General features: G+C 73.5%; 19 protein-coding genes and 1 pseudogene. 8 read left to right on the top strand and 12 right to left on the bottom strand.

Annotation, left to right across the window (positions count from 1 at the left end; genetic code table 11):
* Positions 1–598: 598 nt before the first annotated feature.
* The 5 genes and pseudogenes from FB457_RS12720 to FB457_RS12700 form a co-directional block, all read right to left on the bottom strand.
* Positions 599–868 (bottom strand): hypothetical protein, encoded by a 270-nt coding sequence (locus FB457_RS12720; RefSeq protein WP_145781903.1) that lies wholly within the window; start codon positions 866–868, stop codon positions 599–601.
* Positions 865–1,278 (bottom strand): recombinase family protein, encoded by a 414-nt coding sequence (locus tag FB457_RS12715; RefSeq protein WP_145781901.1) that lies wholly within the window; start codon positions 1,276–1,278, stop codon positions 865–867. Before FB457_RS12715 ends, FB457_RS12720 begins: the two co-directional genes overlap by 4 nt.
* A 96-nt stretch (positions 1,279–1,374) precedes the next feature.
* A pseudogene (locus FB457_RS12710) lies at positions 1,375–1,986 on the bottom strand (XRE family transcriptional regulator); the annotation flags it as partial.
* A gap of 110 nt (positions 1,987–2,096) precedes the next feature.
* On the bottom strand, positions 2,097–2,921 hold the full coding sequence (locus FB457_RS12705) for a DUF3097 domain-containing protein (protein ID WP_145781900.1): 825 nt from the start codon (positions 2,919–2,921) through the stop codon (positions 2,097–2,099).
* A gap of 10 nt (positions 2,922–2,931) precedes the next feature.
* On the bottom strand, positions 2,932–3,636 hold the full coding sequence (locus FB457_RS12700; protein WP_145781898.1) for an MBL fold metallo-hydrolase: 705 nt from the start codon (positions 3,634–3,636) through the stop codon (positions 2,932–2,934).
* Between the two features lie 141 nt (positions 3,637–3,777).
* Between FB457_RS12700 and hrcA the strand changes: the two genes are divergently transcribed.
* The 7 genes from hrcA (at position 3,778) to FB457_RS12665 (ending at position 12,906) form a co-directional block, all read left to right on the top strand.
* A complete protein-coding gene (gene hrcA / locus FB457_RS12695; RefSeq protein ID WP_047015747.1) occupies positions 3,778–4,803 on the top strand; it encodes a heat-inducible transcriptional repressor HrcA in 1,026 nt (341 codons plus the stop codon).
* The gene (dnaJ, locus tag FB457_RS12690; RefSeq protein WP_047015746.1) at positions 4,804–5,937 is read left to right on the top strand and encodes a molecular chaperone DnaJ; all 1,134 of its coding nucleotides are present in this window, start codon (positions 4,804–4,806) and stop codon (positions 5,935–5,937) included.
* A gap of 265 nt (positions 5,938–6,202) precedes the next feature.
* Positions 6,203–7,297 carry a nitronate monooxygenase gene (locus FB457_RS12685; protein WP_047015745.1) on the top strand — a complete coding sequence of 365 codons (1,095 nt, stop codon included), beginning with the start codon at positions 6,203–6,205 and terminating at the stop codon, positions 7,295–7,297.
* Complete coding sequence (locus tag FB457_RS12680; protein ID WP_145781896.1) at positions 7,294–8,043, top strand: 16S rRNA (uracil(1498)-N(3))-methyltransferase; 750 nt, start codon at positions 7,294–7,296, stop codon at positions 8,041–8,043. Before FB457_RS12685 ends, FB457_RS12680 begins: the two co-directional genes overlap by 4 nt.
* A gap of 181 nt (positions 8,044–8,224) precedes the next feature.
* Positions 8,225–11,548, top strand: coding sequence for a S41 family peptidase (locus FB457_RS12675; RefSeq protein ID WP_486589015.1), 3,324 nt, complete (start codon positions 8,225–8,227; stop codon positions 11,546–11,548).
* A gap of 76 nt (positions 11,549–11,624) precedes the next feature.
* A complete protein-coding gene (locus FB457_RS12670) occupies positions 11,625–11,984 on the top strand; it encodes a histidine triad nucleotide-binding protein (RefSeq protein ID WP_047015743.1) in 360 nt (119 codons plus the stop codon).
* A gap of 16 nt (positions 11,985–12,000) precedes the next feature.
* Complete coding sequence (locus FB457_RS12665; RefSeq protein ID WP_145781894.1) at positions 12,001–12,906, top strand: ribonuclease Z; 906 nt, start codon at positions 12,001–12,003, stop codon at positions 12,904–12,906.
* Positions 12,907–13,029: 123 nt separating this feature from the next.
* On the opposite strand, the gene FB457_RS12660 is transcribed toward FB457_RS12665, so the two are convergent.
* A complete protein-coding gene (locus FB457_RS12660) occupies positions 13,030–13,923 on the bottom strand; it encodes a cytochrome c biogenesis protein CcdA (protein ID WP_145781892.1) in 894 nt (297 codons plus the stop codon).
* A gap of 6 nt (positions 13,924–13,929) precedes the next feature.
* Entirely contained in the window at positions 13,930–14,526 is a 597-nt protein-coding gene (locus FB457_RS12655) for a redoxin domain-containing protein (RefSeq protein ID WP_047015740.1), read from the bottom strand.
* Between the two features lie 217 nt (positions 14,527–14,743).
* Here FB457_RS12655 and FB457_RS12650 point away from each other — a divergent pair, with 217 nt between their 5' ends.
* A complete protein-coding gene (locus FB457_RS12650) occupies positions 14,744–15,574 on the top strand; it encodes an SAM-dependent methyltransferase (RefSeq protein WP_047015739.1) in 831 nt (276 codons plus the stop codon).
* Between the two features lie 248 nt (positions 15,575–15,822).
* Here FB457_RS12650 and FB457_RS12645 read toward each other — a convergent pair whose 3' ends face one another.
* The 5 genes from FB457_RS12645 to FB457_RS12625 all read right to left on the bottom strand — a co-directional run bounded on the left by FB457_RS12645 (position 15,823) and on the right by FB457_RS12625 (position 20,916).
* Complete coding sequence (locus FB457_RS12645; RefSeq protein WP_145781891.1) at positions 15,823–16,173, bottom strand: cytidine deaminase; 351 nt, start codon at positions 16,171–16,173, stop codon at positions 15,823–15,825.
* Positions 16,174–16,278: 105 nt separating this feature from the next.
* The gene (locus FB457_RS12640; RefSeq protein WP_052770286.1) at positions 16,279–16,860 is read right to left on the bottom strand and encodes an AraC family transcriptional regulator; all 582 of its coding nucleotides are present in this window, start codon (positions 16,858–16,860) and stop codon (positions 16,279–16,281) included.
* Positions 16,861–16,977: 117 nt separating this feature from the next.
* Positions 16,978–18,294: a hemolysin family protein gene (locus FB457_RS12635; protein ID WP_047015738.1), complete on the bottom strand. Its 1,317-nt coding sequence runs from the start codon at positions 18,292–18,294 to the stop codon at positions 16,978–16,980.
* Positions 18,291–18,788: an rRNA maturation RNase YbeY gene (gene ybeY, locus FB457_RS12630; protein ID WP_047015737.1), complete on the bottom strand. Its 498-nt coding sequence runs from the start codon at positions 18,786–18,788 to the stop codon at positions 18,291–18,293. Before ybeY ends, FB457_RS12635 begins: the two co-directional genes overlap by 4 nt.
* A gap of 4 nt (positions 18,789–18,792) precedes the next feature.
* The gene (locus FB457_RS12625; RefSeq protein WP_145781889.1) at positions 18,793–20,916 is read right to left on the bottom strand and encodes a PhoH family protein; all 2,124 of its coding nucleotides are present in this window, start codon (positions 20,914–20,916) and stop codon (positions 18,793–18,795) included.
* Positions 20,917–20,931 lie beyond the last annotated feature (15 nt).

The raw sequence follows: 20,931 nt of genomic DNA, 5'->3' as shown, positions 1-20,931 counted from the left end.
GGCTCACTGGGCCGGCAACGGGCGCGCGGTGCCGGGGATACGGGTACGCCTGGCGGCCGGGACCGTGTGTGTGGGGGGAGAGAGAGCGGGCACGGGGGTGGGCTGAACCGCGTGCGGTTGCTGCGACGAGGGGGTGGAGCAGTGGGCCCCTGCCGTGCGCTCCCGGCCGCTCGCCTGAGCACCGGCCTCCGACTTCACCGGCGATCGTCCGGGGCAGTCGGCCCTCGGGCCGTCGTAGCCAGCCCGCACCCCTCGGGGGATGCACCTCGCTGGGCGAAACTCTGCTCCGGCGGGTGATTTGGTCGGTTTTGGACCGGGTGTTGCGCGGAGTTCTTGTCGGCAGTGCGCACTCGGTGCCGCCGGGTGGTGTCTGACCGTCTGCGGGTGGGTGACTGCGTGCCGGTGGGGCAAAAGTCGGTCCCCGGGGGCCGCTTCGGGGTCATTCGGAGAGTGTTACCGCGAGTTACGGTCCGATTTCTCCGCTGAGCGGCGGGTTGGCGGTCCGGGGGTGCGGCGGTACGCGCCCCGCCTGTCGGACCCATGCGGCAGGCGGGGCGTCTCCCGGGGCGGCCGTGAGTACCGTCGCCGCCCTCGGGGCTCAGTGGGGATGCCGGCGGATGAGGGCGTTCGTGTCGCTCACCGCCGACCAGTCGCCCGTCGCGCGCGCCGCCCTCCGGCTCGCCGCCCGTTCGGCGCACCGGTCGCAGCCGGGGGCCGGGGCGGCGTCCGGGGGAGGGAACGGGTCGGGCAGGCAGATCGGGTCGGCCATCGAAGTGCGGCGCGCGGGGGCGGTCGCCGGGACGCCGCTCGCCGGCTGCCGCCGCTGAGCATTCCTCGCGGTACGGGTCTGGTCGTCGTCCGTGTTCACGGCCGCCCCCTCCGTGAACGCGCGGCGGCGATCCGCCCGTGGCCAGGTTCCAGGTCGCTCTCGCCCGCCGTGGTGACGCAGTGGCCGCCCGCCCTGTGGACCGCGTGGCGCAGGGTCGCCCTGTCCGCACGGTCCCAACTGATGCGGTCCCACGTGTCCACGAGGCACACCGCGGGGCCGGCGGCCTGGCGCATCGCATAGGTGAGCATCTGCCACTGCGCCCGCTGCCAGGCGCACAGCGCCTGGTCACCGCGGTCCACCCACTCCCCGGCCACCACCCAGCCCCGCTCGGCGGCATACCGCCTGCAACGCGCTATGCGCTCGTCCAGGGCCGCGGTCGTCAGTGTGGCGTGCCGGTCGTAGAGGAACGCCAGCGTGGGCCGGGGCGGGTGGGTGTCGGGGGTCTCCATCACGCTCGCCTGTCGTCGGTGATCAGGTTGTCACCGACGGTAGGGGCGGCTGGCGCTCGGCAGGGGCAGAGATCCTGCCCCTCGCCTGCCTGTTCGCTATGCGGCCAGGAGTCCGACCTTCGTCGCGAGCGAGGCAGCGCGCCTCCTGCGCGCGGGGTTCTTGGCCTCGGACTCCTCAAGGATGATCCGGCGGGCGTACCCGTTGTAGCGGATCGTCTCGGGAGCCGCGGCGTTGGCCTTTTCCAGTGTTGCCAGTGCGACGTCCGGCTGGCCGTTGAGCTGGTGGCCGCGGGCCTCCTCGATGCGGTGCCGAGCCCGGCGCGGGTGACTGGGGATCACGGCGGCGTCAGCGCGCGCCGCTTGCCGTACGGACTCGCCTCCGGCATGCAGTTCCACCGCCACCGTGACCGCGTGCGCGCCCATGATGGCCGCGCCGAAGCTGGTGACGGGGTGGTAGTAACCGGCGGGCAGCCGGCCGGCCTTGTCGCGCGCGTCGTCCCAGTGCGCCCACGCTGTGCCGGATGCGCCGCGGCGGGCGGCGGTGTAGCCCAGCTCGAAGTCGAGCGCGCCGGCGATGGCCAGCACGCGGTCATCGGCCTCGGCCAGCAGCGGGCGGAGGTAGTCGATGGCCGCGCGGTTGACGTCGTCGGCGGCGTCGAAGTCCCGCGGGCCGGCGTCGCGGTGGGCCTGGGCGAGCAGCCAGGCGGCACCAGGGTAGGAGGCGGGGCCGGTTCTGTGCGCGGTCGGACACAAAGAGTGCGGTTTCGTGGAACGTGAGACAACGCCGTCCGCCGCGGGGGGCTTCTCCCCGGAACCCCTCAGGAAGCCGGGGCCGTGACGAAGTCGATCAGTTCCTCCACCCGGCCCAGCAGCGCCGGTTCCAGGTCGCGGTACGTCCGTACCGAGTCCAGGATCCGGCGCCACGCCGCGCCCGTGTCCGGGGGCCAGCCCAGTTCCCGGCAGACGCCCGTCTTCCAGTCCTCGCCCCGCGGGATCCTCGGCCAGGCCGCGATGCCCACCGACGCGGGCTTGACCGCCTCCCAGACGTCCACGTAGGGGTGACCCACCACCAGCGCGTGGGTGCTCGTCACCGACTCCGCGATGCGCCACTCCTTCGTGCCCGGGACCAGGTGGTCCACCAGCACCCCCAGGCGCGCGTCCGGGCCGGGGGCGAAGGCGGAGACCACCGACGGCAGGTCGTCCACGCCCTCCAGGTACTCGACCACCACCCCCTCGACCCGCAGGTCGTGGCCCCAGACGCGCTCCACCAGCTCCGCGTCGTGGCGGCCCTCGACGTAGATGCGGCCGGCGCGGGCCACGCGCGCGGTGTGGTCGCGGACCGCGATCGAGCCGGAGGCCGAGAGGAGGGGGCCCGCGGGGCGGGTACGGCCGGGGCGTACGAGCGTCACCACCCTGCCGTCGATCATGAAGCCCCGCGGGGTGAGCGGGAACACCCGGTGCTTGCCGAAGCGGTCCTCCAGCGTCACCGTCGGGCCCTCCGCGGTCTTCTCCGTGCGGATGACCGCGCCGCAGAAGCCCGTCGCCACCTCCTCCACCACCAGGTCGGGCTCGGCCGGCACCTCGGGGGCGGGCTGCTGCGGCTTCTTCCAGGGGGGCGTGAGGTCGGTGTCGTAGCGGCGCACGGAAGTGAGATTACGACAAGCGCCGCGCGAGTTCGTCGCGTTGGGCCCGTACGAAGTCCGCCCCGACCGCCGCCCCGTGCCCCGGCACGTACACCGCCCCGGAACCGCCCAGCTCCAGCAGCCGGTCCAGCGCCGCCGGCCAGCGGGCCGGGTCCGCGTCCCGGCCCGCCTGCGGGGGTCCTGACTCCTCGACCAGGTCGCCGCAGAACACCACGGCCGGGCGGCCCGGGACGCAGACCGCCATGTCGTGCGACGAGTGCGCCGCGCCCAGCTCGGCCAGGAGCACCTCCCGGCCGCCCCCGAGGTCCAGCCGGTACGTGCCGGAGACCGCGTGCCGCGGGGCGACCAGGACGTCGACGGCCTCCGCCGCCGCGTCGCGGTCCAGCCCGTGGCGTACGGCGTCCGCGCGCAGCTCGTCCGCGCCGGGGCCGCGCAGGTACGCGGCCATGCCCGCCGGCCCGTAGACCTCGGCGCCGGCGAAGGCCGCGGTGCCGAGCACGTGGTCGAAGTGCGGATGCGTGAGCGCGATACGGGTCACGGGGCGGCCGAAGCGGTCCCGTACGGCCCGTCGCAGCTCCGCGCCCTCCCGCAGCGAGGCGCCCGTGTCCACGAGCAGTACGCCTTCCGCTCCGGCCACCGCACCCGCCGTCGCGTCCCAGCGGGGCAGCCGGCGCCGCAGGACGTCCGGGGCGAGCTCTTCCCAACCGCCACCCATACCCCGACGCTATAACGTGACCGGCCTCCTTGCCCGGGCTGCCCTACCCGGCCGTACACTGGCCCGGAACCCTGGCACTCCCCGCCGTCGAGTGCCAGCGGCGGAACGACCGGACGGACCCCGAGTGCGGAGGTGGGCAGCATGCTCAGCGAGCGCCGGCTCGAAGTGCTGCGCGCCATCGTCCAGGACTACGTGGGTACGGAGGAGCCGGTCGGCTCCAAGGCGCTCACCGAGCGGCATCACCTGGGTGTCTCCCCGGCGACGGTGCGTAACGACATGGCCGCCCTGGAGGACGAGGGGTACATCGCCCAGCCGCACACCAGCGCCGGCCGCATCCCCACCGACAAGGGCTACCGGCTGTTCGTCGACAAGCTCGCCGACGTCAAGCCGCTGAGCGCGGCCGAGCGGCGGGCGATCCAGAACTTCCTGTCCGGCGCCGTCGACCTCGACGACGTCGTGGGGCGCACGGTGCGGCTGCTGGCGCAGTTGACGCGGCAGGTGGCGGTGGTGCAGTACCCGTCGCTGACCCGTTCGACCGTGCGCCACGTCGAGCTGCTCCAACTCGCCCCGGCGCGCGTGATGCTCGTGCTCATCACCGACACCGGCCGGGTCGAGCAGCGCTTGATCGACTGCCCGGCGCCGTTCAGCGAGGACTCCCTCGCCGACCTGCGCGCCCGGCTCAACAGCCGCGTCGTCGGCCGCCGGTTCTCCGACGTGCCGCGGCTGGTGGCAGACCTGGCCGACCCCTTCCCCGCGGACGACCGGGGCACGGTGCAGACCGTGCTGTCGGTGCTGCTGGAGACGCTGGTGGAGGAGACGGAGGAGCGGCTGATGATCGGCGGCACCGCCAACCTCACCCGGTTCGACCACGACTTCCCGCTCACCATCCGGCCGGTGCTGGAGGCGCTGGAGGAGCAGGTGGTGCTCCTGCGGCTGCTCGGTGAGGCGAAGGAACCGGGCGTGATGGTGCGTATCGGCCATGAAAACGACCACGAGGGGCTCACCTCCACCTCGGTCGTCTCCGTCGGATACGGTTCTGGCGGCGACACCGGTGAAGCCGTCGCCAAGCTCGGCGTGGTCGGACCTACCCGCATGGACTACCCCGGAACGATGGGAGCGGTACGCGCAGTGGCACGGTACGTCGGACAGATCCTGGCGGAGTCATAAGTGGCCACGGACTACTACGCGGTCCTCGGCGTCGGACGTGACGCGTCGCAGGAGGAGATCAAGAAGGCGTTCCGCAGACTCGCCCGCGAGCTGCATCCGGACGTGAACCCGGATCCGAAGACCCAGGAGCGGTTCAAGGAGATCAACGCCGCCTACGAGGTGCTGTCGGACCCGCAGAAGAAGCAGATCTACGATCTCGGCGGCGACCCCCTGTCGCAGAACGGCGCCGCGGCCGGCGGCTTCGGCGCCGGCGGCTTCGGCAACCTCTCCGACATCATGGACGCCTTCTTCGGCCAGGCGGGGCAGCGCGGGCCGCGCTCGCGCACCCGCCGCGGCCAGGACGCCATGATCCGGCTCGAAATCGAGCTGGAGGAGGCGGCGTTCGGCGCCACCAAGGAGATCCAGGTCGACACCGCGGTGGTCTGCGGCACCTGCAACGGCGAGGGCGCGGCGCCCGGCACGTCGGCGCAGACGTGCGACATGTGCCGTGGCCGCGGCGAGGTCTCGCAGGTCACCCGGTCCTTCCTCGGCCAGGTCATGACCTCCAGGCCCTGCCCCCAGTGCCAGGGCTTCGGCACGGTCGTGCCCACGCCGTGCCCCGAGTGCGCGGGCGACGGCCGGGTGCGCTCGCGGCGTACGCTCACGGTGAAGATCCCCGCGGGCGTCGACACCGGCACCCGCATCCAGCATGCGGGCGAGGGCGAGGTCGGCCCCGGCGGCGGCCCCGCGGGCGACCTGTACGTGGAGATCCGCGAGCTGCCGCACCCGATCTTCCAGCGCCGCGGCGACGACCTGCACTGCACGGTGACGATCCCGATGACGGCGGCCTCCCTGGGCACGAAGGTCAATCTGGAGACGCTCGACGGTCTTGAGGAGGTCGACATCCGTCCCGGTACGCAGTCGGGGCAGTCGATTCCGCTGCACCAGCGCGGTGTGACGCATCTGCGCGGCGGCGGCCGGGGCGACCTGGTCGTGCACGTGGAGGTCGAGACGCCGCAGAAGCTGGACCCGGAGCAGGAGCGGCTCCTTCGCCAACTCGCCCAGTTGCGCGGCGAGGAGCGTCCGCAGGGCCAGTTCAAACCGGGCCAGCAGGGGCTGTTCTCGCGGCTGAAGGACGCCTGGAGCGGCCGCTAGGCCCTGTCTGGAAATCCCGCCTGCGTCTGGGGTACCGCCCGCGTGTGCGCAGCGCGCTGTGGGGGAGCCCGCCCAGAGGGCGGACGGCGTTAGGTGCCAGACAGGACCTAGCTCCCGGCAGGGGGCCTCGCCGGGCCGCCTCCGTGCGGCCCGTGCGACGGGTGTTGCGGGTGGGACGTCAGCCGTCCCCAAGTGCGTGAAGACGCGCGGATACCACGATCCGGCGCGGGCCGCCGGCGTCCGACCTGCATGACAGGATTGAGCCATGCCCACCGAGCTGAACGATCTCTTCACCTTCCCGATCGTGCAGGCGCCCATGGCCGGTGGCGCATCCTGCCCGCAACTCGCCGCCGGGGTGCTGGAGGGCGGCGGCCTGGCGTTCCTCGCCGCCGGCTACAAGACACCCGAGGCGATGTACGAGGAGATCCGCCAGCTCCGGGCCGTCACCGACCGGCCCTTCGGCGTCAACCTGTTCATGCCCCAGCCCCCCTCGCCGCCCGACCCGGCCCAGATCGAGGCGTACGCCGAGCAGTTGGCCGGCGAGGTCGAGTGGTACGACACGGCGCTGGGGGACGCCGAGGCCGGCACGGACGACGCCTTCGACGCCAAGGTGGCGATACTCCTGGACGAGCCGGTGGCGCTGGTGTCGTTCACCTTCGGCTGCCCCGAGGCGGCCGTACTCGACGCCTTCGCCCGCGCCGGGACGTACACCGTCGTCACCGTCACCAACGTCGTCGAGGCGCGCCGCGCGCAGGCCGCCGGGGCCGGCGCCGTGTGCGTGCAGGGCGTCGAGGCCGGCGGCCACCAGGGCGGCTTCCGCAACGACCCGCGGGACGACGACGTGGGCCGCGGGCTGCTCACGCTCCTCGCCGAGGTGCTGGAGGCCGTCGACGTGCCCGTGATCGCCGCCGGCGGGCTGATGCGCGGCGGGCAGATCGCCGCGGTGCTCTCCGCGGGCGCCGCCGCCGCGCAGCTCGGCACCGCGTTCCTGGTCTGCCCCGAGTCCGGTGCCAACGCGCTGCACAAGCGGGCCGTCACCGGCGGGGTGTTCACCCGTACGGAGCTGACCCGCGCCTTCTCCGGCCGCCCCGCGCGCGGGCTGGTCAACCGGTTCGTGCGCGAGCACGGCCCGTACGCCCCCGCCGCCTACCCCCAGGTCCACCACCTGACCTCCCCGCTGCGCGCCGCCGCCGCCCGCGTCGGCGACCCGCAGGGCATGGCGCTCTGGGCGGGCCAGGGCTACCGGCTGGCGCGGGAACTGCCCGCCGCGGAGCTGGTCGAGGTGCTGGCCCGGGAGCTGGCCGACGCGCTCAGCGGCACGACGAAGCCGGCCGGCGACGCCTCGGGCGGCCTGCTGTGACCGCCCCGGTGTTCGTCGCCGAGCCCGCCGTGCTGGACGCCGCCCGCCCCGGCGCGGTGCTGGCGCTGACCGGCCCCGAGGGGCGGCACGCGGTGTCCGTACGGCGGCTGCGCGCCGGCGAGGACGTCGTGCTCACCGACGGCGCGGGGCGCGGCGCGTACGGCACCGTGGCCGGCGCGGAGGGCCGCGACCGGCTGCTGGTGACCTGCGCCGAGGTGCGCGAGGAGCCGGCGCCGCGCCCGCGGCTGACCGTCGTGCAGGCGCTGCCGAAGGGCGACCGCGGCGAGCTGGCCGTCGAGACCATGACCGAGACCGGCGTGGACGCGGTGGTGCCGTGGGCGGCGGCCCGCTGCGTGACCCGGTGGCGCGCGGAGCGCGGGAAGAAGTCCCTGGCCAAGTGGCGCGCCACCGCCCGCGAGGCGGGCAAGCAGGCCCGCCGCCTGCGCTTCCCGGAGGTCGCCGGACTGCACGCGACGAAGGAACTGCTGCCGCTGCTCGCGGACGCGGCGTTCGCGGCCGTGCTGCACGAGGAGGGCGCCGCGCCGCTGGCCGCCGCCGCGCTGCCGGAGGAGGGCGAGATCGTGCTGGTGGTCGGCCCGGAGGGCGGGGTCGCGCCGGAGGAGCTGGCCGCGTTCGAGGGCACGGGCGCGGGGGCGTACCGGCTGGGCCCGAGCGTGCTGCGCACCTCCACGGCGGGGACGGCGGCGGGCGCGGTGGTGCTCGCCGCGACCGGGCGGTGGTCCTGAGCGAGCGGAGCGAGGCGTGGGGTACGCCCGGATCCTGACCCTCCGCGCGCGGGAAACAGGGGGTTTTCCCAAGGTGTTCACAATTACGTCCCGATTCGTTCCGTCCCCGGACGGGGCGGGTACAGGACGAAGGTCACACCGCACCGCAAAGCGGTGGTGAGTACCGCTTCCGCATGATGGGATGATCGACGTGACTCAGCCTGCTTACCTGCGATTCCCGCACCTGCACGGCGACTTGATCACCTTCACGGCGGAGGACGACGTCTGGGCCGCGCCCGTCGACGGCGGCCGGGCCTGGCGGGTGAGCGCCGACAACATGCCGGTGGACCATCCGCGCATAGCCCCCGACGGCACCCGCGTCGCCTGGACCTCCACCCGCGACGGCGCCCCCGAGGTCCTCACCGCGCCCGTCGACGGCGGCGCCCCCGTCCGCCTGACGTACTGGGGCAGCGGCAAGACCTCCGTACGCGGCTGGACGCCCGACGGCGACGTGCTGGCGCTCACCACCCACGGCCAGTACTCGCTGCGCCGCACCTGGGCCCGCGCCGTGCCGCCCGGCGGCGGCCCCGCGCACACGCTGCCGTTCGGACCCGTCGGCAACGTCGCGTACGGGCCCGAGGGCCGCGTCGCGCTGCTCACCGCGGGCATGGGCCGGGAGGCGGCGTACTGGAAGCGCTACCGCGGCGGCACCGCGGGCCGGCTCTGGCTGCGCACCGCCGCCGACGCGGAGTTCACCCGCCCCGCCGAGCTGGACGCCGTCCTCGGCAACGCCGAGTACCCGCTGTGGGCCGGCGGGCGGCTCGCGTTCCTCTCCGACCACGAGGGCACCGGCGCGCTGTACTCCGCCGACACCGACGCCCCCGACGCGTACGCCGCGCTGCGCCGCCACACCCCCCTCGGCGGCTTCTACGCCCGCCACGCCGCCACCGACGGTACCCGCGTCGTCTACGCCAGCGCCGGCGAACTCTGGCTCCTCGAAGGACTCGACGAGGGCACCGAGCCCCGCCGCCTCGACATCCGCCTCGGCGGCCAGCGCACCGACCTGCGCCCCCGCCCGCTCCGCGCCCGCCACAACCTCGGCGCCGCCCGCCCCGACCACACCGGCCGCGGCAGCGCCGTCGAGATCCGCGGCACCCTGCACTGGGTGACCCACCGCGAGGGCCCCGCCCGCGCGCTGGCCGCGGAGCCCGGCGTACGGGCCCGGATGCCGCGGGTCTTCCGCGCAGAGGGCGCCGAGCACGTCGTGTTCGTCACCGACGCCGAGGGCGAGGACGCGCTGGAGTTCATCCCCGCCGCCGGCCGCGACACCGGCGCTACGCCCCGCCGCGTCGCCGCCGGGCGCCTCGGCCGGGTCACCGGGCTGGCCGTCGCGCCGGACGGCAGCCGCGTCGCCGTCGCCTCGCACGACGGCCGGGTGCTCCTCGTCGAGCGCGCCTCCGGCGACGTGCGCGAGGTCGACACCAGCGCGTACGGCGACGCCGGCGGGCTGGTGTTCTCGCCCGACTCCGCCTGGCTGGCCTGGTCCCACCCCGGCCCCGGCGAGCTGCGGCAGTTGCGCCTCGCGACCACCGACGGGCTCGCCGTCGCCGAGGCCACGCCGCTGCGCTTCCGCGACTACTCCCCGGCGTTCACCGCGGACGGCAAGCACCTGGCGTTCCTCTCCGAGCGGGCCTTCGACCCGGTCTACGACAGCCACGTCTTCGACCTGTCGTTCCCGTACGCCTGCCGCCCCCACCTGATCACGCTCGCCGCCGAGACGCCCTCGCCGTTCGGCCCGCAGCGCCACGGCCGGCCCCCCGAGCGCGGCACCTCCGACGACGGCGACGACGCCGGCTCGCCTTCCGGCGACACCCCGCCGGTCACCCGCATCGACCTCGACGGCCTCGCCGACCGCATCCTGCCCTTCCCCGTCGAGGCCGCCCGCTACTCGACCCTGCGCGCCGCGGAGGGCGGCCTGCTGTGGCTGGTCCACCCGCTGCGCGGCGTCCTCGGCACCGACGCCGCGGGCCCCGAGGACGACGGGCCCACCAGCCGGCTGGAGCGCTACGACCTCGGCAAGCAGCGCGTCGAGGAACTCGCCGACGACGCCGAGGGCTTCACCGTCACCGGCGACGGCACCCGGATCCTGCTGCGCACCGACGGCAAGCTGAAGGTCGTCCCCGCCGACCGCAAGGCCAGCCACGTCGACGACGGCGACGGGGACAACGTCACCGTCGACCTCACCCGCGTACGGCAGTCGCTCGACCCGGCCGCCGAGTGGCGGCAGATGTACGCCGAGGCCGGCCGGCTGATGCGGGACCACTTCTGGCGCGCCGACCTCGGCGGCGTCGACTGGGACGGCGTGCTGGAGCGCTACCGGCCGCTGCTGGAGCGCGTCGCCACCCACGACGACCTGGTCGACCTGCTGTGGGAGGTGCAGGGCGAGCTGGGCACGTCCCACGCGTACGTCGTCCCCCCGGGCGGCGGCGCGCCCGCGGGCGCACCGGAGCGGCGGCAGGGCCTCCTCGGCGCCGACATGACCCGCGGGGACGACGGCACGTGGCGCGTCGAGCGGATCCTGCCGTCCGAGACCTCCGACCCGCACGCCCGCTCCCCGCTGGCCGCGCCCGGCGCCGCGGTCCGCCCCGGCGACGCGATCGTCGCCGTCGACGGCCGGCCCGTCGACCCGCTGGCCGGGCCCGCGCCGCTGCTGGTGGGCGCCGCGGGCAAGCCCGTCGAGCTGAGCGTGCTCCCCGCCGACGGCGGCGACGTGCGCTACGCGGTGATCGTCCCCACCGCCGACGAGGAACCGCTGCGCTACCACGCATGGGTCGCCGGCCGGCGCGCGTACGTGCACGAAGCCTCCGGCGGCCGCCTGGGCTACCTCCACGTACCCGACATGCAGGGGCCCGGCTGGGCGCAGCTCCACCGCGACCTGCGCGTCGAAGTCGCCCGCGAGGGGCTGGTGGTCGACGTCCGCGACAACCGCGGCGGGCACACCTCGCAGCTCGTCGTGGAGAAGCTGGCGCGGCGCGTCGTCGGCTGGGACGCGGGCCGCGGGCTCCGGCCCGTCAGCTATCCGATGGACGCACCGCGCGGTCCCGTGGTCGCGGTGGCCAACGAGTTCTCCGGTTCGGACGGCGACATCGTCAGCGCCGCGATCCGGGCGCTGGGCATCGGGCCGCTCGTCGGGCGCCGCACCTGGGGCGGGGTCGTCGGCATCGACAGCCGCTACCGGCTGGTCGACGGCACACTGGTGACGCAGCCGAAGTACGCCATCTGGCTGGAAGGCCCGGGCTGGGGCGTGGAGAACCACGGCGTGGAACCGGACGTGGACGTGCAGCTCACGCCGGAGGACTGGGCGCAGGGGCGCGACCCGCAGTTGGAGACGGCGGTGCGGCTGGCGCTGGAGGAACTGGAGCGAAGCCCGGCGGCGGTGCCGCCGGAGGTGCCGGGTGCGGTACGGGACACGCCGGAGGCGGCGTCCTCCGAGCCGTCGTCCTCCGGGTCCCCGGCGGGGGAGTAGCGGCAGGGCACCGGGTACGGGCCGCGGGGTACCATGCGGCCCGTACCGCCCGACTCGTACGAAGGAGGCCGGGAACATGGCCGGGGAGCCGCAGGCAGACTGCCTGTTCTGCAAGATCACCGCGGGCGAGGTGCCCGCGACCGTCGTCCGCGAGACCCCGACGACGATCGCCTTCCGCGACATCAACCCGCAGGCGCCCACGCACGTCCTTGTCATCCCCAAGGCCCACTACCCGGACGCCGCCGCCCTCGCCGCCGCGGAGCCGCAGCTCCTCGCGGACGTGCTGCGCGAGACGGCCGAGGTGGCCGTCGAGGAGAAGATCGACGCCACCGGCTACCGCGTCGTCTTCAACACCGGCGCGGGCGCCGGCCAGACCGTCTTCCACGCGCACGCCCACGTGCTCGGCGGCCGCGGTCTGAACTGGCCGCCCGGGTAGCGCGGGCCGCCCGCACGTGGCCGCCCGCGAACTCGTCGTCCTCGGCACCGCCAGCCAGGTCCCCACCCGCCAGCGCAACCACAACGGCTACGTGCTGCGCTGGGACGGCGACGCGATCCTCTTCGACCCCGGCGAGGGCACCCAGCGCCAGATGCTGCGCGCCGGCGTGGCCGCGTACGGGCTCACCCGCATCTGCGTCACCCACTTCCACGGCGACCACTGCCTCGGCCTGCCCGGCGTCATCCAGCGCATCAACCTGGACCACGTACCGCACCCCGTGACCGTCCACTTCCCGGCCAGCGGGGAGCACTTCTTCGAACGGCTGCGGTACGCGAGCGTGTACCGGGAGAGCGCGCGGATCAAGGCGGGGCCCGTCGAAGGCGACGGCGTGATCGCCACCACGCCCGCGTACACCCTTCAGGCCCGCCGGCTGCACCACCCCGTGGACGCGTACGGCTACCGCCTCGTCGAGCCCGACGGCCGCCGGATGCTCCCCGGCCTCCTCGCGCGCGCGGGCATCGCGGGTCCCGACATCTCGCGCCTCCAGCGCGAGGGCGAGCTGCGCGGCGTCCGGCTGGAGGAGGTCTCGGCGCCGCGCCGGGGACAGCGGTTCGCGTTCATCATGGACACCGGGCTGTGCGAGGGGGTGTACGCGCTCGCGGAGGAGGCGGACCTGCTGGTCATCGAGTCGACGTTCCTGGGCGCGGAGACCGAGCTGGCCATCGAGTACGGGCATCTGACGGCGGCCCAGGCGGCGGGGGTGGCGATCGCAGCGGGCGTACGGCACCTGGTGCTGACGCACTTCTCGCAGCGCTATCCGGACCCGGAGGACTTCGCGCGGGAGGCGCGCGAGGCGGGGTACGAAGGGCCGCTGACGGTGGCGACGGACCTGGGGCGGGTACCGGTGCCGCAGCGGCGTTGACGCGGCCGGTGGCTTCTCGCAGCGGCGCGGTGGTACGCCCGTCCCCTGCTCACCGGCCCGGAGCGAACGCTGTGGCCGTCCTCCTCCGCGCCCGCGGTGAGCAGGGTGTCCGCCGCCTGAAGGTCAGGCCGAGCGGCTGGCAGCCGGCCCCGCCTCGGTTCCCGTCCGGGCGAGCCGGCGTGTGCGGCGCCGGGTGCGGATGATCAGGGCCGCCATGAGCAGCGCGGCGCAGAACACGGCGATGACCGCCGGGCCGGCGGCGTCCACGGCGTCGGAAAGGGCACGCTGGACGGCGCCCGCCTCCTCGATCACGGGGTCGGTGGTGGCGGGGTCGCGCTGGGCGCGGATCTCGTACCAGCCGTAGTAGGCCACGTAGACGCCGACGAGGAGGAGCACTCCGCCGCCGAGGCGGGGTGTGGCGGCGCCGAGGCGACGCAGCGGGGTGACGGCGGTCGTGCGGGTGAGCGCCACGCTCAGGGAGGCGGCACCGACGATCAGTCCCATCCCGGCGGCGTAGGCGGCGAACAGCGCGATGCCCTCGGCGGTGCTGCCGCTGCGGAAGGCGGAGACCACGATGGCGAGGAAGGGAGCGATGGTGCAGCCGAGGGACGCGGTGGCGTAGGCCATGCCGAACAGCACCATGGAGGGCAGGGAGCGGGTCAGCTTCGGTGCGCGCCGGAGTTTCGGGGCGAGGACGGACAACTGGCGGCCGGCGAGCAGCCATGCTCCGGCAGCGGCGACGAGCAGACCGAAGGCGATGGTGAACCAGGGGAGGTGCTGCTGGACCTGTCCGGCGACGGGCTGGACGGCGAGGCCGAAGATGCCGAAGAGGGCGGCGAAGCCTGCGGTCATGGCGGCGGTGGCGGCGAGAGCGCGACCGACGGCAACGGTTCGGCCGGGCGCGTCGTCGCCGAGGACGAGGAGGGAGAGGTAGGCGGGCAGCAGGGCGAAGCCGCACGGGTTGACGGCGGCGAGCATCCCGGCGCCGAGCGCGAGGGCGAGGGGCAGGTCGGCCATGCCGGTTCAGCCGGTGACGGCGGTGAGCTTGTCCGCCAGGCCGTCGCCGCCTGGGAGCACACCTTCGTAGACGGTCTTGCCGTCCTTGTCGAGGATCACGTAGACGCTCTGCTCGGTGATCTCGAACTTCTTCCAGACGTCCCCGGCCTCGTCGGACAGGTGCGGGAAGGTGCCGACCTCCGTGTCGTTGACGAAGTCCTGCATGGCCTGGGGCTTGTCGAGCCCGGCCACGCCGATCACGTGGGCCCTGCCCTCGAACTCGGCTGCGACCTTGGCGGTTTCGTGGCCCTGTCCCTGGCAGACGGTGCACCACGGGGCCCAGAACCACAGGACGACGGGCTTGCCCGCGAGCGTCTTCGCGTCGAACGGGTCGCCGTCCACCGTGGTCGCGGTGAAGGTCAGCGCCTCGGGCACCTGTGTCTCCGCCGACCCGCCGTCGCTACGGCTGCCGCCGTCGTCGTCGGGCGGCTGTGCGGGGGAGGACACCTCCGAGGGGGAGGCCCCCGCGTCGTCGGCAGGTCTGGAGTCCTGGCCGTCGCCGCATCCGGCGAGAGTGAGGAGGGCGGCGGCCAGCATGGCCGGGAGGAGGGTACGGGCTCGCAAGGGGACTCCTACGTGTCGTCTCGGTGGTGAAGATAGCCCGCAGCGCCCGGGAGGGCAGCACATCTTTTCTTACGGACGGATGACATCGGCCGCGGCGTCGGTGAGCCGGCCGGCCGTGCGCGGGTGCTCCGGCCGCACCGATGCTTCTGCTGCGCGCCCCGGGGCGTCGGCGAATATGGTCACGAGCACACGCCCCGACGCCTGGAGAGTCACCGCGATGAATGAGCGCTCCCCGAAAGACGCCCTCGGTCCCCACTCCCGGGTGGACAGCACCGTGCCGCACTCGGCCCGAGTGTGGAACTACTGGCTCGGCGGGAAGGACAACTACGAGGTCGACCGCAAGGCGGGGGACGAGATGCTCGCCTTCGCCCCCGCCCTGGTCAAGTCGGCGCGCGAGGACCGGCTGTTCCTCATACGCTCCGTCCGACTGCTCGCCGGCGAGCTGGGGATACGCCAGTTCCTGGACATCGGCACCGGCCTGCCCACTGCCGACAACACCCACGAGGTGGCCCAGCGCGCCGCCTCCGACGCCCGGATCGTCTACGTGGACAACGACCCCCTTGTCCTCGCGCACGCCCGCGCCCTGCTCACCAGTACCCCGGAAGGCGCCACCGCCTACATCGACGCCGACGTGCACGATCCGCAGGAGATCCTGCGGGAAGCGGCGCACACGCTGGACTTCACCAGGCCGGTAGCCGTCACCATGCTGGGCATCGTGAATCACATGCCCGATGTCGAGGTGGCACGAGCGGTCATCCACCGGCTGATGGATGCGGTGCCGGCGGGCAGCTATCTGGTGATCTCCCACCCGACGACGGAGGTCGACACGGAGGCGATGCACCAGGTGGCCGATCACTGGAACGGCCGGGGCAGCTCCCCGCTGGTCATCCGCTCGGCCGCCGAGGTCGAGAGCCTCTTCGCGGGCCTGGAACTCCTTGAGCCCGGAGTCGTCTCCTGCCCTCGCTGGCACCCGGATCCGGCGGAGACTCCGCAGGTGGGCACGCGCGTCGACGTCGCACACTACTGCGGCGTCGCCCGAAAGCCCTGATGCATCACCGCGGCTCCTGGACAGTGGGCGAGTCCTTCCAGCAGCACACAAACCATCGAGGGGAACCTGACGGGGACGCTCTTCCTGGACATCGTCTTCACCGGCCCGGACAGCGCCGCTGGCCGCTGCGCCGAGCGGTCCCGACGAGCGGCTTCCGCCCGGAGCGGAACGCCCCCTCGCGGGGGGTTCGGGCCCGTCAGGCGCGGTCGTACGGTCGCCGCCGCGCGCGGGCGGCCTCCCGGGTCCCCTCAGGCACGGGTCGTGCTGCGTACCTCGCCGTCCGGGCCGGCCAGCAGGATCGGGGTGTCCGCGCCGCCGAGGTCGCGTACGGCCGCGAGGTCCGCGTCCGCCGGGCCCTCGGCCTCAGTGACGACCGCCGCGGCCTCCAGCGAGGTCGCGCCGCTGGCGACGGCCATCGCCACGGCCGTCTGCAGCGCCGTCAGCCGCAGGGACTCCAGCGCCACGGTCCCCGCGACGTAGGTGCGGCCGGTCTCGTCCCGTACGGCCGCACCCTCCGGCACGGCGTTGCGCGCCCGGGTGCTGCGGGCCAGGGTGACGATCTTGCGGTCCTCGGGGTCCAGCGTGCTGCTCTCGCTCATACCGGCGAGCATACGAACCGTGCACGGTAAACACACCAGGGCTGCTCGTCCGCAGTCTTCCGCCGTCCTCCGCCGGCCTCCGCCGGCCTCCGCTGAGGATCCGTATCAGGCCACGGGGAGCCGGCCCGTCGCCGTCGCTTCGGCGCGGAACGCGGTGGGTGTGGTCCCTGCGAACGCACGGAAGTCGCGCCCCAGATGGGCCTGGTCGGCGTAGCCGCAGTCGGCCGCCAGCTCATCCCAGCCGGCCGCCGGGGCCCTCTCCAGCCGGCCGAGCAGCCGCTGGAAACGGACCAGCCGGGCGGCGGTCTTCGGCGGCAAGCCGACCTGCCTGCGGAACTGGGTGATGAGGTGTTTGTGGCTCCACCCCACGTCGTCGGCCATGCGGCGGATCTCCATGGTGCCGCCGCTGGCGGCCATGAGCCGCCACGCGCGCGAGACCTCGGGTGCGGGCCGCCTGCCGGCGTCGAGGCGCCGCCACAGGAAGGCGTCGACGGGCGCGAAGCGCCGTGGCCAGTCCGGTGCCTCACGCACCTGCTCGGCGAGCCGGCCCCCGTCGGCACCGAACACCTCGATCAGGTCGACGACGTGCTCGCCGAAGCCGTCCATCGGCACGCCGAGCACGGTGTACGCGGCCAGCGGCGCCAGCCGCACCTCCAGATACGACGGCGCGCAAGCGCCCTCCAGCACGACGGCGGAACCGTGCGCGGCGGTGAGGAACGGGGCCCGGCGCGTACGGCGCCGGGCCCGCGCGTACGGAGGGGGAGGCCCGTGCCCGTACGGCCGGCGACCGCCGGGCCCGCGCCGCTACGCCCCCTCGTCCGGCTCCTCCGGCTCTTCCCGCACCGGCTCCACCAGCACCGTCACGATCTTGTTCCGCCGCCCCGCCGGCGACTCCGCCGTCAGCCGCAGCGCCCGCAGCCCCGGGTCGGAACCGTCGTGGGTCACGTCGACCTCCGCCGTCGCGCCCGCGATCGGCACCCGCCCCAACTGCTTGGCCAGCAGCCCGCCGACGGTCTCCACGTCCTCGTCGTCCAGCTCCAGGTCGTACAGCTCGCCCAGGTCGCCGATGTCGAGGCGGGCCGTGACCCGGAAGCGGCCCTCCCCCAGCTCCGTCGCCGGCGGCAGCTCCCGGTCGTACTCGTCGGTGATCTCTCCGACGATCTCCTCCAGGATGTCCTCGATCGTCACGATGCCCGCCGTCGACCCGTACTCGTCGATGACGACCGCCACGTGGATCCGCTGCTGCTGCATCTCCCGCAGCATGTCCGCGGCCTTCTTCGTGTCCGGCACGAACGCCGCCGGCCGCATCGCCGTCGACACCAGCTCCGACTCGGCCTCCCGGCTGATGTGCACCTTGCGCGCCAGATCCTTCAGATACACCACGCCGACGACGTCGTCCTCGCTCTCCCCCGTCACCGGGATCCGCGAGAAACCGGAGCGCAGCGCCAGCGTCAGCGCCTGCCGGAGCGTCTTGTACCGCTCGATGGTCACCACGTCCGTCCGCGGCACCATCACCTCGCGCACCAGGGTGTCGCCGAGTTCGAAGACCGAGTGGACCATGCGCCGCTCGTCGTCCTCGATCAGCGACTCCTTCTCCGCCAGGTCCACCATCGCGCGCAGCTCCGCCTCCGAGGCGAACGGCCCCTGGCGGAAGCCCTTGCCCGGCGTCAGCGCGTTGCCCAGCAGGATCAGCAGCCGCGGCACCGGGCCCATGACCCGGGCCAGCGGCAGCAGCACGTACGCGGAGGCCGTCGCCGTCGCCACCGGGTGCTGGCGCCCGATGGTGCGCGGCGAGACGCCGATCGCGACGTACGAGACGAGGACCATCGCGGCGATCGCGACCGTCAACGCCTCCCAGGTGCGGTCGAAATGGTGCAGCGAGGCGTACGTGACGAGCGCGCCCGCGGCCATCTCGCAGCCGACCCGCACCAGCAGCGCCACGTTCAGATAGCGCACCGGGTCGGACGTCACCGCCAGCAGCTTCGCGGAGCCGCGCCGCCCGGCCCGTACCGCGTCCTCGGCGGCGATCCGCGTCGTCCGCGCCAGCGCCGTCTCGGCGCACGACGCCAGCCAGCCGACCCCCACGAGCAGGACCGCCGCGGCGATCAGCCGGGTGGTCATCGCTCGGTGGGCGCCGGCGAAGGACCGGTCACGCCGCGCTCGGCGCGCCAGCCGTCGACGATCGCCTTCTGCAGACCGAACATCTCGGCCTTCTCCGCGGGCTCCTCGTGCTCGTAGCCGAGGAGGTGCAGCACCCCGTGCACCGTGAGCAACTGCAGCTCCTCGTCCATGGAGTGCCCGGTCGGCGCCGCGGCACCCTGCCGGCGGGCGACCTCGGGACAGAGCACGATGTCGCCGAGGAGCCCCTGCACGGGCTCCTCGTCGTCCTTGGCGGGCGGACGCAGCTCGTCCATGGGGAAGGACATCACGTCCGTCGGCCCCGGCTCGTCCATCCACTGCACGTGCAACTGCTCCATCGCGGCGGGGTCGACGAGGATCACCGACAGCTCGGAGAGCGGGTGGATCCGCATCCGCGCCAGCGCGTACCGGGCGACCCCGAGCACGGCCTCCTCGTCGGCCTCGACCCCGGATTCGTTGTTGACCTCGACGGACACGGGTCTAGGCCCTGCCGTTCCTGTCGTCGCGGCTCTTGACGTCGAACTTGTCGTACGCCTCGACGATCCGGCTCACCAGCTTGTGCCGCACGACGTCCTTGCTGGTCAGCGTGGAGAAGTGCACGTCCTGCACCCCGTCCAGGATCCCCTGCACCTGCCGCAGCCCGCTCTTCGTCCCACCCGGCAGGTCGACCTGCGTGACGTCACCGGTGACGACGATCTTGGAGTTGAACCCGAGCCGGGTGAGGAACATCTTCATCTGCTCGGGATTCGTGTTCTGCGCCTCGTCGAGGATGATGAACGCGTCGTTCAGCGTGTTGTGCGTGAGCAGGTAGTCCTGCGTGACGTACAGCGAGTCCTCCGCCGCCACCTGGATGCACACGGTCTCCTCGCGGCCCGCCGGCTCGATGCTGTCGATGAACCGCATGGGGCGGCCGCCGCCTCCGGCGGCGTGGTACTTCTCGCGTTTGCGCGCGAGCCGGAAGGGCTCGATGCCTTCGGGGAGTCGGATGTCGACGATGTGCGCGTCGCGCCGGTGGTGCACATCGCGACCCCGTGCCCTCCCGGGCTTCCGGCCTTCGGCCGCCCGGCGACGGGTGTAGGCGACGCCCCCCAGGGACTGCACGAGGGAGATGACGTTGTCACGGAGCAGGATCGACGCAGTTGTGTACTGGACGCGACACGTCCGGTCGGACTGGGTGACAGGACCGCCGTCGCTGTCGAGCAGGCCCTGGAGCAGAGCCAGCCGGACCTCGGGGGTGTTGTAGAGGTAGTCGTCCGGTACGAATTTCGAGTACGACTTACTGCCGATCAGGCCCAAGGGACGCAGCGCCTGCTTGAGCGGATGCGTCAGCACGCTCCCCGGAGAGTCGGCAGGTGTAGCTACACGATTGACGAGGTAGTTGTAGCCCCCTCGCGACCGCACCCTCGTCCCAGGCAGAGCCGCCTCTAGTGCGGTGGCGAGCTCCGGGTCACTCGTGGTGAACGAAGGTGTGCCTTTGCCAGTGATGCAGCCATCGCCTAGCAGCAGGCCCAGCGCATATGGGTCCATCGGCACCTCGCGGGCCGGGAACTGCGCCGGTCCGGTCAGCAACGGGAGTTCGTACCGGCGGGCGTGCGCTGCGCGCAGGTTGCCGATCATCTCCTGGGTCTCCAGGACCCGCCACGGCTTGTTGCGCCGCTTGTCCGCGGCGGTCCTGACCGTCCACAGGTGCTCGCCGCAGCACAGCGTCCACGAGCCGTCCTGAGCCGTCACGCGATAGATGTCCCGCTCGCCCTGGGGATACACCCCCAGCACCGGGGTCGGCTCACCATTGGAGCCGATCACCAGGTCGCCGACCTCGAGGTCGCCGATCGGGCGCCAGCCGTCGGGTGTCAGAACCTTGGTGAACAACGGCATCGCCCTGCCCCTCATGTATGCCAGGGGGGCGACCTCGATCGTGCCCGCGGCCATCAGGCGGGGGATCGAGTCCGGGTCCAGCATGTCGTGCAGTGCGTCGTACAGCGGGCGCAGGTACGGGTCGATCTTCTCGTACAGCGTGCCCGGCAGGAAGCCGAGGCGCTCGCCGGCCTCGACCGCGGGGCGGGTGAGGATGATGCGGTTGACCTGCTTGGACTGCAGGGCCTGGACCGCCTTGGCCATGGCGAGGTACGTCTTGCCGGTGCCCGCGGGGCCGATGCCGAAGACGATGGTGTGCTTGTCGATGGCGTCGACGTAGCGCTTCTGGTTCAGCGTCTTCGGGCGGATCGTCTTGCCGCGGTTGGAGAGGATGTTCTGCGTCAGGACCTCGGAGGGGGCGTGGTGGCCGCCGGCCTCGTCGTCGCGGTCGGATTTGAGCATGGCGATCGTCCGCTCCACCGCGTCCTCCGTCATGGGGGCTCCGGTGCGCAGGACGAGCAGCATCTCGTCGAAGAGGCGCTGCACGAGGGTGACTTCCTCGGATGCGCCGACGGCGCTCACCTCGTTGCCCCGGACGTGGATGTCGGTGCTGGGGAACGCCTTCTCGATGACCCGCAGGAGGGAGTCTCCGGAGCCCAGCACGGTCACCATGGGGTGCTTCGCGGGGATGGTGATGTGGGCGCGGGCCTGTCCCTCTTCGGGGGTGCGGCTTACGGGTGTCTGTGTCATGGGCCGGCCCTCGGG

Source organism: Streptomyces sp. CNZ287 (assembly GCF_007827615.1).
This window is presented reverse-complemented; position numbering and strand designations above follow the sequence as displayed.

What these genes read in the sequence shown, in the direction of transcription:
- FB457_RS12715 (WP_145781901.1), bottom strand. Translation starts at nt 1,278, where the DNA reads ATGGAGACCCCCGACACCCACCCGCCCCGGCCCACGCTGGCGTTCCTC.
- FB457_RS12700 (WP_145781898.1), bottom strand. Translation starts at nt 3,636, where the DNA reads ATGGGTGGCGGTTGGGAAGAGCTCGCCCCGGACGTCCTGCGGCGCCGG.
- hrcA (WP_047015747.1), top strand. Translation starts at nt 3,778, where the DNA reads ATGCTCAGCGAGCGCCGGCTCGAAGTGCTGCGCGCCATCGTCCAGGAC.
- FB457_RS12685 (WP_047015745.1), top strand. Translation starts at nt 6,203, where the DNA reads ATGCCCACCGAGCTGAACGATCTCTTCACCTTCCCGATCGTGCAGGCG.
- FB457_RS12675 (WP_486589015.1), top strand. Translation starts at nt 8,225, where the DNA reads ATGATCGACGTGACTCAGCCTGCTTACCTGCGATTCCCGCACCTGCAC.
- FB457_RS12670 (WP_047015743.1), top strand. Translation starts at nt 11,625, where the DNA reads ATGGCCGGGGAGCCGCAGGCAGACTGCCTGTTCTGCAAGATCACCGCG.
- FB457_RS12660 (WP_145781892.1), bottom strand. Translation starts at nt 13,923, where the DNA reads ATGGCCGACCTGCCCCTCGCCCTCGCGCTCGGCGCCGGGATGCTCGCC.
- FB457_RS12650 (WP_047015739.1), top strand. Translation starts at nt 14,744, where the DNA reads ATGAATGAGCGCTCCCCGAAAGACGCCCTCGGTCCCCACTCCCGGGTG.
- FB457_RS12645 (WP_145781891.1), bottom strand. Translation starts at nt 16,173, where the DNA reads ATGAGCGAGAGCAGCACGCTGGACCCCGAGGACCGCAAGATCGTCACC.
- FB457_RS12635 (WP_047015738.1), bottom strand. Translation starts at nt 18,294, where the DNA reads ATGACCACCCGGCTGATCGCCGCGGCGGTCCTGCTCGTGGGGGTCGGC.
- FB457_RS12625 (WP_145781889.1), bottom strand. Translation starts at nt 20,916, where the DNA reads ATGACACAGACACCCGTAAGCCGCACCCCCGAAGAGGGACAGGCCCGC.